The 14588-nt window shown below is 58.4% G+C and carries 15 protein-coding genes; 8 read left to right on the forward strand and 7 right to left on the reverse strand.

The window, feature by feature from the left end; genetic code table 11:
* Both CWM53_RS22070 and CWM53_RS22075 read right to left on the reverse strand, forming a co-directional pair.
* On the reverse strand, positions 1-169 hold a 169-nt coding region (locus CWM53_RS22070), incomplete at its 3' end, for a transporter substrate-binding domain-containing protein (RefSeq protein WP_133124379.1).
* A gap of 19 nt (positions 170-188) precedes the next feature.
* The gene (locus CWM53_RS22075) at positions 189-1367 is read right to left on the reverse strand and encodes a M20 aminoacylase family protein (RefSeq protein ID WP_100729363.1); all 1179 of its coding nucleotides are present in this window, start codon (positions 1365-1367) and stop codon (positions 189-191) included.
* A 540-nt stretch (positions 1368-1907) separates the two neighbouring features.
* On the opposite strand from CWM53_RS22075, the gene CWM53_RS32085 reads away from it, so the two are divergent.
* The 3 genes from CWM53_RS32085 (at position 1908) to CWM53_RS22090 (ending at position 5007) form a co-directional block, all read left to right on the forward strand.
* Entirely contained in the window at positions 1908-2189 is a 282-nt protein-coding gene (locus CWM53_RS32085; RefSeq protein WP_229588915.1) for a YSC84-related protein, read from the forward strand.
* Between the two features lie 163 nt (positions 2190-2352).
* Complete coding sequence (locus tag CWM53_RS22085) at positions 2353-3897, forward strand: DUF1593 domain-containing protein (protein WP_226682233.1); 1545 nt, start codon at positions 2353-2355, stop codon at positions 3895-3897.
* Between the two features lie 93 nt (positions 3898-3990).
* Positions 3991-5007 (forward strand): ROK family transcriptional regulator, encoded by a 1017-nt coding sequence (locus tag CWM53_RS22090; protein ID WP_100729365.1) that lies wholly within the window; start codon positions 3991-3993, stop codon positions 5005-5007.
* 60 nt (positions 5008-5067) lie between these two features.
* Here CWM53_RS22090 and CWM53_RS22095 read toward each other — a convergent pair whose 3' ends face one another.
* Entirely contained in the window at positions 5068-5523 is a 456-nt protein-coding gene (locus CWM53_RS22095; RefSeq protein WP_061155450.1) for an RcnB family protein, read from the reverse strand.
* A gap of 171 nt (positions 5524-5694) precedes the next feature.
* Entirely contained in the window at positions 5695-6084 is a 390-nt protein-coding gene (locus CWM53_RS22100) for a hypothetical protein (RefSeq protein ID WP_100729366.1), read from the reverse strand.
* A gap of 271 nt (positions 6085-6355) precedes the next feature.
* Between CWM53_RS22100 and CWM53_RS22110 the strand changes: the two genes are divergently transcribed.
* From CWM53_RS22110 to CWM53_RS22120, 3 genes are read left to right on the forward strand one after another with little or no spacing between them, the layout of a single operon-like run.
* Complete coding sequence (locus CWM53_RS22110; RefSeq protein ID WP_100675944.1) at positions 6356-7474, forward strand: ABC transporter substrate-binding protein; 1119 nt, start codon at positions 6356-6358, stop codon at positions 7472-7474.
* A 60-nt stretch (positions 7475-7534) separates the two neighbouring features.
* Positions 7535-8563 carry a FecCD family ABC transporter permease gene (locus CWM53_RS22115; protein ID WP_165784186.1) on the forward strand — a complete coding sequence of 343 codons (1029 nt, stop codon included), beginning with the start codon at positions 7535-7537 and terminating at the stop codon, positions 8561-8563.
* Complete coding sequence (locus CWM53_RS22120; RefSeq protein WP_064179912.1) at positions 8560-9357, forward strand: ABC transporter ATP-binding protein; 798 nt, start codon at positions 8560-8562, stop codon at positions 9355-9357. The genes CWM53_RS22115 and CWM53_RS22120 overlap by 4 nt, the downstream gene beginning before the upstream one ends.
* 40 nt (positions 9358-9397) lie before the next feature.
* Here CWM53_RS22120 and CWM53_RS22125 read toward each other — a convergent pair whose 3' ends face one another.
* The 3 genes from CWM53_RS22125 to CWM53_RS22135 form a co-directional block, all read right to left on the reverse strand.
* Complete coding sequence (locus CWM53_RS22125) at positions 9398-10540, reverse strand: HlyD family secretion protein (RefSeq protein ID WP_100729367.1); 1143 nt, start codon at positions 10538-10540, stop codon at positions 9398-9400.
* On the reverse strand, positions 10540-10884 hold the full coding sequence (locus tag CWM53_RS22130; protein WP_100675946.1) for a DUF3302 domain-containing protein: 345 nt from the start codon (positions 10882-10884) through the stop codon (positions 10540-10542). The genes CWM53_RS22125 and CWM53_RS22130 overlap by 1 nt, the downstream gene beginning before the upstream one ends.
* Positions 10885-11018: 134 nt before the next feature.
* A complete protein-coding gene (locus tag CWM53_RS22135; protein WP_165785115.1) occupies positions 11019-11660 on the reverse strand; it encodes a helix-turn-helix domain-containing protein in 642 nt (213 codons plus the stop codon).
* Between the two features lie 238 nt (positions 11661-11898).
* Between CWM53_RS22135 and CWM53_RS22140 the strand changes: the two genes are divergently transcribed.
* Both CWM53_RS22140 and CWM53_RS22145 read left to right on the forward strand, forming a co-directional pair.
* Positions 11899-12822 (forward strand): aminoimidazole riboside kinase, encoded by a 924-nt coding sequence (locus CWM53_RS22140; protein WP_100729369.1) that lies wholly within the window; start codon positions 11899-11901, stop codon positions 12820-12822.
* A gap of 167 nt (positions 12823-12989) precedes the next feature.
* Positions 12990-14507 carry a carbohydrate porin gene (locus CWM53_RS22145; protein ID WP_074386691.1) on the forward strand — a complete coding sequence of 506 codons (1518 nt, stop codon included), beginning with the start codon at positions 12990-12992 and terminating at the stop codon, positions 14505-14507.
* Positions 14508-14588 lie beyond the last annotated feature (81 nt).

The following is a 14588-nucleotide window of genomic DNA, read 5'->3' on the forward strand; positions in this document are numbered from 1 at the left end:
AAATGGCGTTGCCTAAATCGATATCAAACCCCGCCAGCTTGCCCTGCGGATCTTTCCATTCAAACGGCGCGAAAGTCGGGTCGACGCCGAAGCGGATTTCTTTTCCTCCTTCGGCCAGCGCCGACGTCGACGCCATTAATGCCAGCCATAGCAACAGTGATTTTTTCATTCGCGTTCTTCTCCTGAGATTAGCGACAGTGCTTTTCCACCAGGCGGGCGAACAGCGTCGCGCCGGTGGTGATAATGTCATCGTTAAAGTCGTAGCCGGGGTTGTGCACCATGCAACCGCCCTTCTCCCCTTTCTCACCGTTGCCGAGCAGGAAGTAGCTGCCCGGGCGTTCGCGCAGCATAAAGGCGAAATCCTCGCTGGCGTTCATCGGCGAGACCGACTCCAGAACCCCCTCGCGGCCAAACACCTCCAGCGCCAGCGCCCGGGCGAAATCGGTCTCTTCGGGACTGTTGGTCAATACCGGGTAGGAGTCGTAAACCTCCACGGCGCTGCTGGCGCCATAGCTTTTGGCGGTAAATTCAGCGAGCTCGTGAATACGCTTGATCAGCAGGTCGCGAATGTCCGGCTTCATCGCCCGCACGCTCAGCTCCATCACCACGCTCTCCGGAATGACGTTGGAGGCGATACCAGCCTGGAAAGTACCGACGCTGACCACTGCCGTTTCCCCCGGCGGCACGTTGCGCGCCACGATGCTCTGCAGGGCCATCACCAGCGCCGCACCGGCGACGATCGGGTCGACGGTTCGCTCCGGATGGGCGCCGTGGCCGCCGTAGCCGGTAATCGTAATTTTGACGGTGTCCGCCGAGGCCATAAAGTTGCCGGCATAGAAGCCCAGCTTGCCCACCGGCAGCCCTGGCATGTTGTGCAGACCAAAGATGCGTTCGCAGGGGAACTGCTCGAACAGGCCGTCTTTAATCATTAAATCGGCGCCGCCGATAGCCTCTTCCGCCGGCTGGAAGATCAGATGCACCGTGCCGTTAAACTGGCAGGCCGGCGAGGCGATGTATTTTGCCGCCGCCAGCAGAATGGTGGTGTGGCCGTCATGGCCGCAGGCGTGCATTTTTCCAGGTACCGTACTGGCCCAGGGCAAATCAGTAGTTTCATGGATCGGCAGCGCGTCCATATCGGCGCGCAGGCCAATAGTACGCGGCGAGTCGCCTTTGCTCAGGCTGCCGACGACGCCGGTTTTACCGAGGCCGCGGGTGACCTGATAGCCCCACTCCGTCAGCTTGCTGGCGACCAGTTCGCTGGTATTAAACTCTTCAAGACTTAATTCCGGATTGGCATGTAAATAATGACGGATAGAAATCATTTCCGCTTCCGTCGCTTTAATTTCTGGAATTACATAATCACTCATGCCGTTCTCCGGGAAATAAATTAAGAACTTAACACGGTATCGTGGTGGAAACTTTATGCAAGCAGCATTTCTAATAGCTGGAATGAACTCATCTTATTTAATAATCCGCACATTACAGAGTAATAAATAATCAAAATAGTGAAATTTAAAAATAAACGTTTATTTTATGGAGGATTTACAGTTATTTAACCTACCATTACCGACCATATTCAGATTTAAATAAAATAAACGTGTATGAAATTACAGACGCTTTTCCTCGCCGCCATCGTCACGCTGGCGGGCTGCAGCGCGCAGGGCGATACCGCCAGCCAGCAGCGGGCCAGCATCCAGAAGATGCGCAGCGAAACCCTCAACAAGCTTTACGCCCTGCAGCCTGAGGCCCGCAGTGATATTCAGCATGCGAAGGGGTATGCGGTGTTTGCTAATAACAGCAGCAAGATCCTGCTGTTCGGATTTGGCAGCGGCTACGGCGTGGTGCGGAATAAGGCCACCGGGAAGGACACCTATATGAAAATGGCCCAGGGCGGCGCCGGCCTGGGGATGGGGATTAAGCAGCAGCGCACAGTGCTGGTTTTCCATGATAAAGCGGCCCTGGAGACCTTTATCCGCCAGGGATACATGGTTGGCGCCGATGCGAACGCCGCTGCAAAATATGATGACAAAGGCATCGCGCCGATCGCCGCCTCCACCAGCGGCGTGGCGTCAGATACCGCCTCGCTGCCCTCGAAGGTCAACGTCTACGACCTGACCGAAAAAGGGCTGGCCGCCCAGGCAATGATCAATGGTTATAAATACTGGCCGGATGATGCGCTGAACCCGTAGCTTTCATGTCCGCACGGTCATCGTGCGGACCGTATTTGCTCGCGGCCCAACGGCGCAAACTGCTAGCCTGGTCACACTCCCTCTCTTTTCTTTTTTACTTTGTTTCCTCAGTTAACTATGTTGTTGTCACTTTCTATGGCAAACGTAACCACGAGGTCACATCATGAATCCACGTCCCAGCCGGATCGCCAGGGGGATTAGCCTGGCAATGACAGGCATTCTCGCACTCTGCGCGCCACTGGCGGTCAACGCCGCCGACAATGCCATCTGTGAGATAGCCGCCAAAGTGGTGCCCTATCAGACCACGCCCCGTGTCTTTGTCCTGACGGATATTGGTAACGAGCCCGACGATCAGATGTCGCTGACCCGCTTTTTACTCTACGCCAATGAAATGAACATTGAGGGGCTGGTGGCAACCACCTCAACCTGGCAGCGGGAGAAAGTCCATACCGATATGATTGACCTGGTGCTCGGCCATTACGGTGAGGTACAGCCTAATTTACTGAAACATGCGGCGGGCTTCCCGACGCAGAGTCAACTGGAAAAGGTTGTCGCCCCCGGACTTGCGGGTTACGGTCTGGCCGCCACGGGCAAGGGGAAGAATACCGCTGGCTCCGACCTGTTGGTTCGCGCCATCGAAAAGAGCACTGATACCCATCACCCGCTCTATATCAATCTGTGGGGCGGTGCCAATACGCTGGCACAGGCATTACAAGATCTGAGCGCAAAACATCCAGCCAGCACGGTAGCCGCTCTCACCGGCAATCTGGTGGTTTATTCGATTTCCGATCAGGATGACGCAGGTTTCTGGATCCGTGCGCACTATCCGGCAATCACCTATATCGTCGATCCCTCCAGTCAGAATGGTGAAGACTACGCTCGCGCCACCTGGACCGGCATCAGCGGCGATAAATATTATCGCAACGCGCCAGGAGCGGATTTCACCACCGTCTCCCAGCACTGGCTGGATCAAAATATCCGCAGTAAGGGGCCGATGGGTAAAGGCTATCTGCAGTATTTGTTTATTATGGAAGGCGATACGCCCGCCTTCCTTGGGCTCATCCGCAACGGTCTTAATAGCGAGCGAAATCCCGGCTGGGGAGGCTGGGGCGGGCGTTACATTGTCCGCCAGCCCCAGCATGAAACACGTCCAGTCTGGAGCAGCGGCGGCGATTTTTATCCAGGCAACCCGAATGCTGCCGATACCGTGACCGGCGTCGACGGAAAGCAGTACACGTCCAATCAGGCAACAATCTGGCGCTGGCGCGAAGCTTTTCAGCATGATTTTGCTGCCCGTATGGACTGGACTATCAAAGATTATGCTTCAGCCAACCACAATCCGCAGGTGGTGGTTAACGGCGACAGCGGGCAGGCAGCACTACTGCTGACGACCACCGTGGGGGAAACCCTGAAGCTGAGCGCCGAGGGCAGCAAAGATCCGGATGGTAACATGCTCCATTATCAATGGTTCCTCTATCCGGAAGCCGGCTCCGCCAGTTCGCAACCGGTGGCGGTAAGCGATGTTCAGGGCCGTCGCGGTGAGGATAATCTGCAGGCGCCGGCAGTGCTGGCCCTGAGTGAACAAAGGCAATCGCGCACCGAGGTCAAAGCGTTACGCCAGGGCACCGAACACCTCATCCTCGCGGTGACGGATAACGGCACGCCCGCACTGACCTCCTATCGCCGGGTGATCGTCACCGTCAACTAGTCCTGCTGGCGTCCACCACTTTTCCAGCCCGCACTCACACGGGCTGGATGATATGATGAGGCCTCGACTCATGGTCATTAAGGGCGGAATCGCGTGGACTACCGACAGCAGATCCTCAATATCTTGCACAGTGAAAACGAATCGCGGGCGGAGATGACCCGGCGTCTGGGCGTCACCAAAGCGTACATCACTAAACTGACCGCCCGACTGCTGGAAGAGGGCTTAATCGAAGAGCGGGATGTGAAGGATACGTCGTTTGGTCGCCCACAGCAGTGCCTGGCCGTCAAAGAGGGCTGTGCCTGGAGCATCAATATTATGTTGCGCCGGGGGAGCTTTCAGGCAACGCTGAACGACTATCGGACGCTGAACGCCCCGCTGGCCAGCGAGCAGTTCAGCCTGCCGGACATCATGACGCCCGACGAACTGACCCAGTTAATTGCCAAAGGTGTCCAGGCGCTATGTCTGCAGGCCTCTCTGGCAGTTGAGCGTATTAACGTGGTGAGCATTGCGCTGCAGGGCGGGATTGAGCATACCACTGGCGTAGTGCGCTACTGCCCCCTCTTCCCCGATGAAAATATTACGCTGATGGCACACATTGAGCAGCGTCTCGGCCTTCCCACCCGCATTTATAATATCGCCCACTGCACGACCTATCAGCTGGCTAAACGCTGGCCGGGCCGCTCCTGGATCGCGTTTATGCCGGGTTTTGGTAGTCTCGGTTTTGGCTATTGCACTCACGGCGTACCGGGACTGGGCGAGAACGGGTTTTACCCGGAAATTGTCCACTTGCCTTATGAGGGTGGTCTGGAGCAGGCGTTTAACGTTAACCCGGCGAATAAGGCGGCCGGCATTCAGAAAACCGCTAACGCCCTGTACTTCGCCATCTGCTGCACTGCGCCGATCCACAACATACGGCTGGTTATCGCCACTGGCGAACTCTTTGAAGATTATGGCGACGAGATTTTGCCATTGACGCAGAAGATGCTGGCCGCCAGTCCAAACCGTCATATTCGCGAGATTACCTTACACCACGACAAAACCGGGCATAACTATGGCTGGCAAGGGCTGGTCCAGCTCAGCTCAGATGCCATCACCGCGCAGCTGGCGTAAAAAAACCGGATCAGGTGTTCCCTGACCCGGCGTCGCAGAAAAGCGCATCGAGCAGCGCGTTTAGTGGCCGAGGGCGCCGCTCACCAGAATCGAGGTGATGATCCCGGTCGCCGCGGCGATCAGCACATAGTTACCGTCGATATAGGACCAGTGATGGCCTTCCGGCGGGCGCGGCAGGCCGCGGTCGCTCCAGTCGCGGACGCGATATTCATCGCCACGGAACGACGCCGGAGCCGGGTGGCCTTTACGGAAATCGTTACCGCGCCAGGCGAAATGATCCTGCTCATGACGCCCCTGATCGCGATTGTCATGACCGTCGCGATCCGGGCCACGCTGGTCATGGTCGCCCTGATGATGCGCGTCAGGTCCGCCCTGCGGCGCATGCCCATCATGGTCCTGGCCGTTCTGCCAGACCGTTGGCTGCCCCGGGCGATGGCCGTCGTTCGGGCCATCGGCAAAGGCCGGGACGCTCAGCACACACGATAAAATTACTGCCAGAGAAATCATCTTTTTCATAGTACACCTCCTGATTGAGGTCTTTTGTACCGGGAAAATGTGAAGAAAGAGTGAGTATCTGGTTAACCAGGATGATTCCTGGTATCGTCGGCTATCGGGAAAAGGTGGTGCTGATGGCGGGGCAATAAAAAAGGCCGCTCTCGCGACCTCTATTCAGACGGGTAAAAGGACTTATTCAGTCACTTTATTTTTTAACTCTTCGGCGCCGGTTTTGGTTTTATCCCAGCCCTTTTCTGCACCGGATTTGGTGGCGTTCCAGCCTTTTTCACTGGCCTCTTTGGTCTTATCCCACCCCTTCTCGGTGCCTTCTTTGGTCTTGTTCCAGGTTTTCTGCGCGCCTTCGCTCACCTGGCTGCCGACGCTGTCCTGCTTGCCTTCGGCGGCGTGTTTCGCCTTCAACTGCTGCTCTTCGCCCTCATGCTGGGCCTGGTGCAGCCTCTCTTTGGCGGTGTTGGCGTTGGCATTCGCCGCCGCGACGGTATCATCTGTTGCATGTGTTGTCGCAGCAAAAACCGGAGCTGCAACCAGAATAGCCGATAACGCAATCATTGCTTTTTTCATAATATCCTCTCTCACGTGTCGTGTTATGAGTCGCATTCAGGATGGCACAACGAACCGGGGATGACACTAGGAATTAGCCTGAAAAACGTCTTCGACCTCCAGCCATGGCAGAAAATGCTGCCGCCGCGCGCGCCCTGTCGGCGTTGGCATAATTTCCAACATGTTTGTTACATTTTATGAAATTTGCCCTTGATATACTTGCCGTTGATGTTCATTCGAGAATACTTCTCAGAATCATTATATTTATAAATTGGCAAACGGAACTCCTTTTATGGCAAGAAAATCAGTAAGATCGCTGTTGCTTACTGCGCTGATCGCGACTCCCCTTTTCAGCTATGCGACCCAATATCCCCTGACGGTCACCGACCTTGACGGCCGCCAGGTCACCCTGTCCAAAGAGCCGCAGCGTATTATTTTGCAGGATGGCCGCGACATTATGACCCTCGCCCTGCTGGACCGGGACGATCCGTTTAAACGGCTGGTGGCATGGAATAATCTGGCGAAAAAGCAGGACGTTGCCACCTGGCAGATGCTGAAAACGAGGTGGCCGCAGTCGGCCACGATCCTTGACATGGGCTTCAGCGACAAAGGGAATGTCGATCTTGAAAGCGTCATCGCCCGTCAGCCGGATCTGATGATCGCTCAGCTACGCGCCAGGCCAGCGCTGATGGAGAGTGGCGTCATCGACAAGCTCAGCGCCCTGCACGTTCCGGTGCTGTTTGTCGACTATGAGATCGACCCGGCGAAAGATACCGCCCCCAGCATCGACCTGCTGGGCAAAGTCCTTAACCGCGAGAGCCAGGCCAAAGCCTTTACCGATTACTATCGTCAGCAGCTGCAGACGATTCGCCAGAAAACCGCGGCCATCACGCCGAAGGCCAACGTCTTCGTGGAAGCGCTGGCCGGCAACAGCGACGCCTGCTGCTTTACCCACGGCCACAGCGGCTGGGGCGGGCTGGTGGAGGCGGTCGGGGCGAACAATATCGGTTCGCAGCTGCTGCCGGGCGCCTCCGGGTTCGTCTCGCTGGAGAAAATCATCAGCATGAAGCCCGACGCCTGGATCATGACTGGCTCGAAGCGCGGCAATAGCCAGGTGCTGCCCCTGGGTTATGAGGTTAAGCCGGAGGCAGTGAAGGCCCAGGCGCAGATCCTGCTGGCGCGACCTGGGGTCAGCCAGATCCCGGCGGTACAGGAAAAGCGGGCCTATGGCGTCTATCACCACTTCTATAACCACCCGTGGAATATTGTCGGCATGGAATACCTGGCGAAAGACATCTACCCGCAGGCCTTCGGCGATCTCAACCCGGATGAGACTTACCATTATATCGTGCGCCATTTCACCGACCTGCCGGACCAGCCGTTCGTCTTCTCCTGGCAGCAGAGCGAGTAATCCGGCATGCGTTTAACCTCCGACTCCGTGCTCGACGGGCTGCCCGCCGGGACCTCTGGCGTGATAGATGATTATCGCCGTATCCTGCGTCGCCGCCTGCTGCTGATGCTCCTGCTGGCGCTGTTGATTGTCGCGTCGCTGCTGCTCGATTTTATGCTCGGCCCCTCCGGTCTGCCGCTGCAGAGCCTGTGGCAGACGTTAACCGATCCGGCCAGCGCCGATCCGGGCACGCGCGCCATCGTCTGGGATATCCGTCTGCCCTATGCGGTGATGGCGATTATCGTCGGTCTGGCGCTGGGACTGGCCGGCGCCGAAATGCAGACCATCCTCAATAACCCGCTGGCCAGCCCGTTTACCCTGGGCGTCTCCTCGGCTGCGGCGTTTGGCGCCGCGCTGGCGATTGTGCTGGGTATTGGCCTGCCCGGTATTCCCGGCCAGTGGTTTATCTCGGCCAACGCCTTTATCTTCGCCCTGCTGGCGGCCCTGCTGCTGGACGGCATCACCCGCTGGACCCAGGTGGCCACCTCCGGCGTCATCCTGTTCGGCATCGCGCTGGTCTTTACCTTTAACGCCCTGGTCTCGATGCTGCAGTTCATCGCCAACGAAGACACGCTGCAGGGGCTGGTGTTCTGGACCATGGGCAGCATCGACCGCGCCTCCTGGAGCAAAGTCGCCATCCTGCTGGTCGCCCTGGCGCTGGTGATGCCCCTGTCGCTGCGCAGCGCGTGGAAGCTGACCGCCCTGCGGCTGGGCGAGGATCGGGCCATCAGCTTTGGCATTAACGTTCGCCGTCTGCGCCTGACCACGCTGCTGCGGATCAGCATTCTGTCGGCGCTTTCGGTGGCTTTTGTCGGGCCAATCGGCTTTATCGGCCTGGTGGCGCCGCATATTGCGCGGATGCTCTTCGGCGAAGACCATCGCTTTTATCTGCCCGCCAGCGCACTGATCGGCGCCCTGGTGCTCTCCCTGGCCTCCATCGCCTCGAAGAACCTGATCCCGGGGGCCATTATTCCGGTGGGGATCGTCACTTCCCTGGTCGGGGTCCCGTTCTTTTTGAGCATTATTTTACGTCATCGGGGGCAGGTATGAGCGACCAGACGTTATCCGGGCTGTCGCTGTCTCACTTCAGCGCCGGCTACCCCAGACGCAAGGTGATCGAGAACCTGACGGTTCCCCATCTGCCGCGCGGGAAAATCACCGCGCTGCTGGGGCCAAACGGCAGCGGTAAATCAACGTTAATGCGGGCGATGGCGGGTCTGGGCCCCTGCCGCGGCGAGCTGCTGCTGGAGGGGGAAAATCTGCTGACGCAGCCGTTCTCACGTCGCGCAGAGCAGGTGGTCTATCTTCCGCAGACGCTGCCCGCCGGCGTGCATCTGCATGTGCTGGAGTCGATTATCGTTGCCCAGCGCGCCGCCGGAGGACGCCACAGTCCGCAGCACCAGGAGGAGGTGATGGCGCTGCTGCGACAGCTGGGGATTGCCCACCTGGCGATGAGCTACCTCGATCAGCTTTCCGGCGGGCAAAAGCAGTTGGTGGGTCTCGCCCAGTCGCTGATCCGCCAGCCGCGCCTGCTGCTGCTCGACGAACCGCTCAGCGCCCTTGACCTCAACTACCAGTTTCACGTGATGGATCTGGTGCGCCGGGAGACCCGGCGGCGCAACATCGTAACCCTGGTGGTGGTGCACGATATCAATATTGCCCTGCGTCACGCCGACCACGTGCTGATGCTCAAGGCGGGCCATCTGCTCGGCGACGGCACCCCGGCCGCGGTCATCACCCCCGAGACTCTGGCGGCGGTCTATGGGGTCCGCGGGCGTATTGAACCCTGTTCGCAGGGGGTGCGGCAGGTGATTATTGACGGCCTGGTGGACAGCGAGGCCTGACTGCGGCGCGGGGCGGCACGTCCGCCCCGCGCCCACCGGCTTAGTGATCGAGATAGATATAGTTTTCCCAGCTCTTCATGCGGATCAGGATCTTCCGGATCAGCGACAGCTCTTTCAGGTGATCCGAGTAGACCGCCGCCTCAAGGGTGGCCCCCTGCGGCAGAGCGTATTCGGCAAATCGCGGATCGGTCACCTTCAGCACCACCAGCGCCCGGCCGTGGGTATTGAGCGCATCCGTGGTCAGCAGTTTGCCCTGCCCCTGGAACTGGCTCTCGCCAATCGCCGGCAGCACGTCAGCCACTTCTCCGCGAAAGACGGTGCCCGGGATAGCCGGAAACATCAGCTCCGCGGGCTCGCCTTTGTGCAGACGCTGCAGGGCGTTCTGGCGAAATGCCGCGACGTACTCCCGCGAGGCGGCGCCCTCCACCGGCACAAAGGTCATCAGCGGGATCATCCCCAGCGCAGTGGACATGGTGCCCGGCCGTAAGCCGACGGTACTGACATAACCATCCTCCGGGGCGCGGACGACGGTGTTCTCCAGCTGAAACTGCGCCTTTTGCAGCTGCGCCAGCAGGGAGGCCACGGTGGTATTTTTGCCCTTCACCACCGAGTCCAGCGCATTACGCGCCTGAACCACCTTCGCCTGAGCCGAGCTAACGCTGGCTTCATCGGCTTTCCACGTCTGCAGACGGGTATCAACCATTTGATCGGAGAAGGCGCCCTGGGCATGGCCCTCCCGATAGCGGGCATACTCTCGCCGCGACTGGTCGCGCTGGGCCACCGCTCTGCTCAGCTCGGCCTGCGCCTGGCTTAACGCCGCGTTTAAGGAGAGCGCATCCTGACTGGCCGCTTTTATCTGCGCCTGCAGATCGTCCACTTTCGCCTGGAACGGCGTCGGGTCGAGGGTAAACAGCACATCGCCCTTATGCAGCATCTGGTTAGGCTTCACCGGTACGCTCTGCACCCGACCGCGCACCTGCGACACAATCGGCACGGTGCGGAACACCTGATTACCGACGTCGGTATAGGGGAAGTTGTAGTTCATCCCGAAGATCACCGCGCCAATCAGGGCAATACCGCCGAGCACCGCCGTCGGCACGGTCCACTTATTGAGCGGGATGCGAAAAACGTTAAACACCACGATGCACAGCGCGGCGTAGGTCAGCAACATTAACGTTTCCATTAGTTTGCCTCCTTCGTTTTGAGCGCATCCACCTCGCGCTGGACCTGTTCCAGCTGCTGGACTACCGTTTCCAGACGCTGATGCAGCGCCAGCTGGTCATCGGCGATGCGGCGCATCCCCCACCCGCGGTCTTCGCGCCACAGCGTCGCCCAGATCCATAACAAAGGCCACAGCGCGTGCAGGGTAAATAAGCTGACCCAACCGGCATAATGGATCGCATCCTGATGAGGATGGCGCCGCTCTTTAGCGATTTCATAAGGAATATCGTGAATAACAATGACGCCATAAAAAAGTATTAAGGCCACGGCGATCAGAATGGCCAGCGCAACATAATCCAGGGTCATAAAATAACTCCAGAGTGAAAGGTTAACTAAATAAAACAGCCAGATTCAGACGTAACGGGGCCGGGGAAAAAGCGCGCTTAGCGCTTTCCCAGGTGGTAATAGCAACGTGATGGCGTCAATCTGCCGAATCGGGTTCAGAATTTCTCAGGAATATGACGGTCGATAGAGATCAGCTTGCCTTTTTTCACCGTGATATATCCCCCCTCGCGCAGCGCGGCCAGCACCTGGTACACATAGCTGCGCGAGAGATTGGTTCGTTTAATAATAAATGCCGACAGGCTCTCACGCTGGCCACCATCAATTTCGCCGCGATATAAATAGCGCGACAGCATCGATTTAATGGTCTGAAAACTCGTCTGGCTACCGCGTTCATAGTGCGCATCAAGGGCAAATATGCCCATATAGGCCAGGATCGTGGTCAGCTCTTGCATATAGCCCGGCGACGAATGAAAGAATATTCGCTCAAAATCGCTGGCGGTTATTTTCGCCAGCTGGCACTCGCCCAGACACTGATAATAGAGCGCGACCGACGGACAATAATGTTCCAGCAATCCTAACGGCATATGCGCGATAACAATGCCGATCAGGTTCTGCTCATCACCAAAGGCCAACGTCATTTGCCCCTGCAGCAGAAAGTAGAGATAGCCCGGCTGCGGAATAAAGCCCTGGTCTTTGCCCAAACTCAGCGTTTCACTGCAGGCGATCACCGCCGGCAGATGCGTGGTCAGCGTCAGCTTCTGGTACCGATCGTAAATATCGCCAAAACTGAGGTTCATCGCGCTGCGCACTCCTTTACCTTTGGTCACCGCGGTGGGGCTAACCGCGACCTGTTGAACTATACCTAAGCGGGTGGGGAAGAAAAAGTCCAGATCTGGAGTGGCGAAATATTCCGCCTGGGTCACATTTTTTACCCTCGCCTCCCTGTTTCGTGACCCGATCGTTCCGCTTACCGGTGGGCTATGCTTTAATTAGCTAAACCGGTTTAATAGAGTTTAGCTAAGAGGAGTTTGTCGAATGAATGGAAAAATCTGGGTACTCGGCGATGCGGTCGTCGATCTCCTGCCCGATGGAGAGGGCCGCCTGCTGCAATGCCCTGGCGGTGCGCCAGCCAACGTCGCGGCCGGCGTGGCGCGGCTCGGCGGCGACAGCGGCTTTATTGGCCGCGTCGGCGACGATCCCTTCGGCCGCTTTATGCGTCACACCCTGGCGCAGGAGAAGGTCGATGTGAATTATATGCGCCTCGACGCCGCGCAGCGCACCTCCACGGTGGTGGTCGATCTCGATCAGCACGGGGAGCGCACCTTTACCTTTATGGTCCGTCCGAGCGCCGATCTGTTTCTTCAGCCCGAGGATCTCCCGCCGTTTGCCGCCGGCCAATGGCTGCACGTCTGCTCCATCGCCCTCAGCGCGGAGCCAAGCCGCAGCACGGCATTCGCGGCAATGGAGGCGATAAAACGCGCCGGGGGCTATGTCAGCTTCGACCCCAATATCCGCAGCGACCTGTGGCAGGATCCGCAGGACCTGCGTGACTGTCTCGACCGGGCGCTGGCCCTCGCCGACGCCATAAAACTCTCGGAAGAGGAGCTGGCCTTTGTCAGCGGCAGTGACGACATCGTCAGCGGCATCGCCCGCCTCAATGCCCGCTTCCAGCCGACGCTGCTGCTGGTGACCCAGGGCAAAGCGGGGGTCCAGGCCGCCCTGCGCGGGCAGGTTAGCCACTTCCCCGCTCGCCCGGTGGTGGCCGTTGATACCACCGGCGCCGGCGATGCCTTTGTCGCCGGGCTGCTCGCCGGCCTCGCCGCCCACGGTATCCCTGACAACCTCGCCGCGCTGGCTCCCTACCTTACGCTGGCGCAAACCTGCGGCGCGCTGGCCACCACCGCCAAAGGCGCCATGACCGCCCTGCCGTTCAGGGACGATCTTCAGCAGCCGTTTTGATCCCGTTGGGCCGGCGTAACGGCCCACTTTGCTGGCGACATCACAATTCTTAAACCGGTTTAGCAATTTTTATTTTCACCGCGTTACCGACATGTTTACCATATTAACTAAACCGGTTTAGCAAAAGTTAGCACACTCACTGATTTTCACCTTTGGATGTCAACAGCATGTATAAAAAACGGAAGTTAGCCATTCTTATTGCTTTGCTAACCGGCACCGCCGCCGCCCATGGGCAGACAGACCTGAACAGCATTGAAGCGCGTCTTGCCGCTCTGGAAAAACGCCTGCAGGACGCCGAAACCCGCGCCAGCACTGCCGAAAGCCGTGCCGCCTCGGCGGAGCAGAAAGTTCAACAGTTAACCCAGCAGCAGCAGCAAACCCAGGTCACCACTCAGCAGGTGGCCAAGCGCACCACTCAGTTAGAAGAAAAAGCCGAACGGCCCGGCGGCTTTGAGTTCCACGGCTATGCTCGTTCCGGCGTGATCATGAACGACTCCGCCGCCAGCACCAAATCCGGCGCTTATATGACGCCCGCCGGGGAGACCGGCGGCGCCATTGGTCGTCTGGGTAACCAGGCCGACACCTATGTGGAAATGAACCTCGAACATAAGCAGACCCTGGACAACGGGGCAACCACCCGTTTCAAAGTGATGGTGGCCGACGGGCAGACCACCTATAACGACTGGACGGCAAGCAGCAGCGACCTGAACGTGCGCCAGGCGTTTGTCGAGCTGGGCAACCTGCCTACCTTCGAAGGACCGTTCAAAGGCTCGACCCTGTGGGCCGGGAAACGCTTTGACCGCGACAACTTCGACATCCACTGGATTGACTCGGATGTGGTGTTCCTCGCCGGGACCGGCGGCGGGATCTACGACGTGAAATGGAACGACAGCCTGCGCAGCAACTTCTCGTTATACGGCCGCAACTTTGGCGATATCGCTGACAGCAGCAACAGCGTGCAGAACTATATCGTCAGCATGAATAACTTTGTCGGCCCGGTGCAGATGATGGTCAGCGGGATGCGGGCGAAAGATAATGACGAACGCCAGGACACGAACGGCAATCTGGTGAAAGGCGATGCCGCTAACACCGGGGTCCATGCTCTGCTGGGCCTGCACAATGAGAGCTTCTATGGCCTGCGCGACGGGACCAGCAAAACGGCCCTGCTGTACGGCCACGGGCTGGGCGCCGAGGTTAAAGGCATCGGCTCCGACGGTGCGCTGCGCCCGGGGGCCAATACCTGGCGCTTCGCCAGCTACGGCACGACGCCGCTGAGCGATCGCTGGTTTATTGCCCCGGCCGTGCTGGCGCAGAGCAGTAAAGATCGTTATGTCGATGGCGACAGCTATCAGTGGGCCACTCTCAACCTGCGTCTGATTCAGGAAGTGACGCAGAACTTCGCCCTCGCCTGGGAGGGCAGCTATCAGTACATGGATCTGCAGCCTGAAGGCTACAACGATCGCCACGCGGTGAACGGCAGCTTCTACAAGCTGACCTTCGCCCCAACCTTCAAGGTGGGCAGCATCGGCGACTTCTTCTCGCGTCCGGAGATCCGCTTCTATACATCGTGGATGGACTGGAGCAAAAAACTGGATAACTACGCCAACGATGATGCATTAGGCAGCAACGGGTTCAAATCGGGCGGCGAATGGTCGTTCGGTATGCAAATGGAGACCTGGTTCTGACGGTAACCCGGACGACAGGGTAAGTAACACATAAATATAAGGTTCGCGGTGCCTGCCACGGCCGGCACCGCCCACGCCATA

The sequence above is a fragment of the Klebsiella sp. A-Nf5 genome (assembly GCF_002810545.1).
Classification (GTDB): domain Bacteria; phylum Pseudomonadota; class Gammaproteobacteria; order Enterobacterales; family Enterobacteriaceae; genus Klebsiella; species Klebsiella variicola.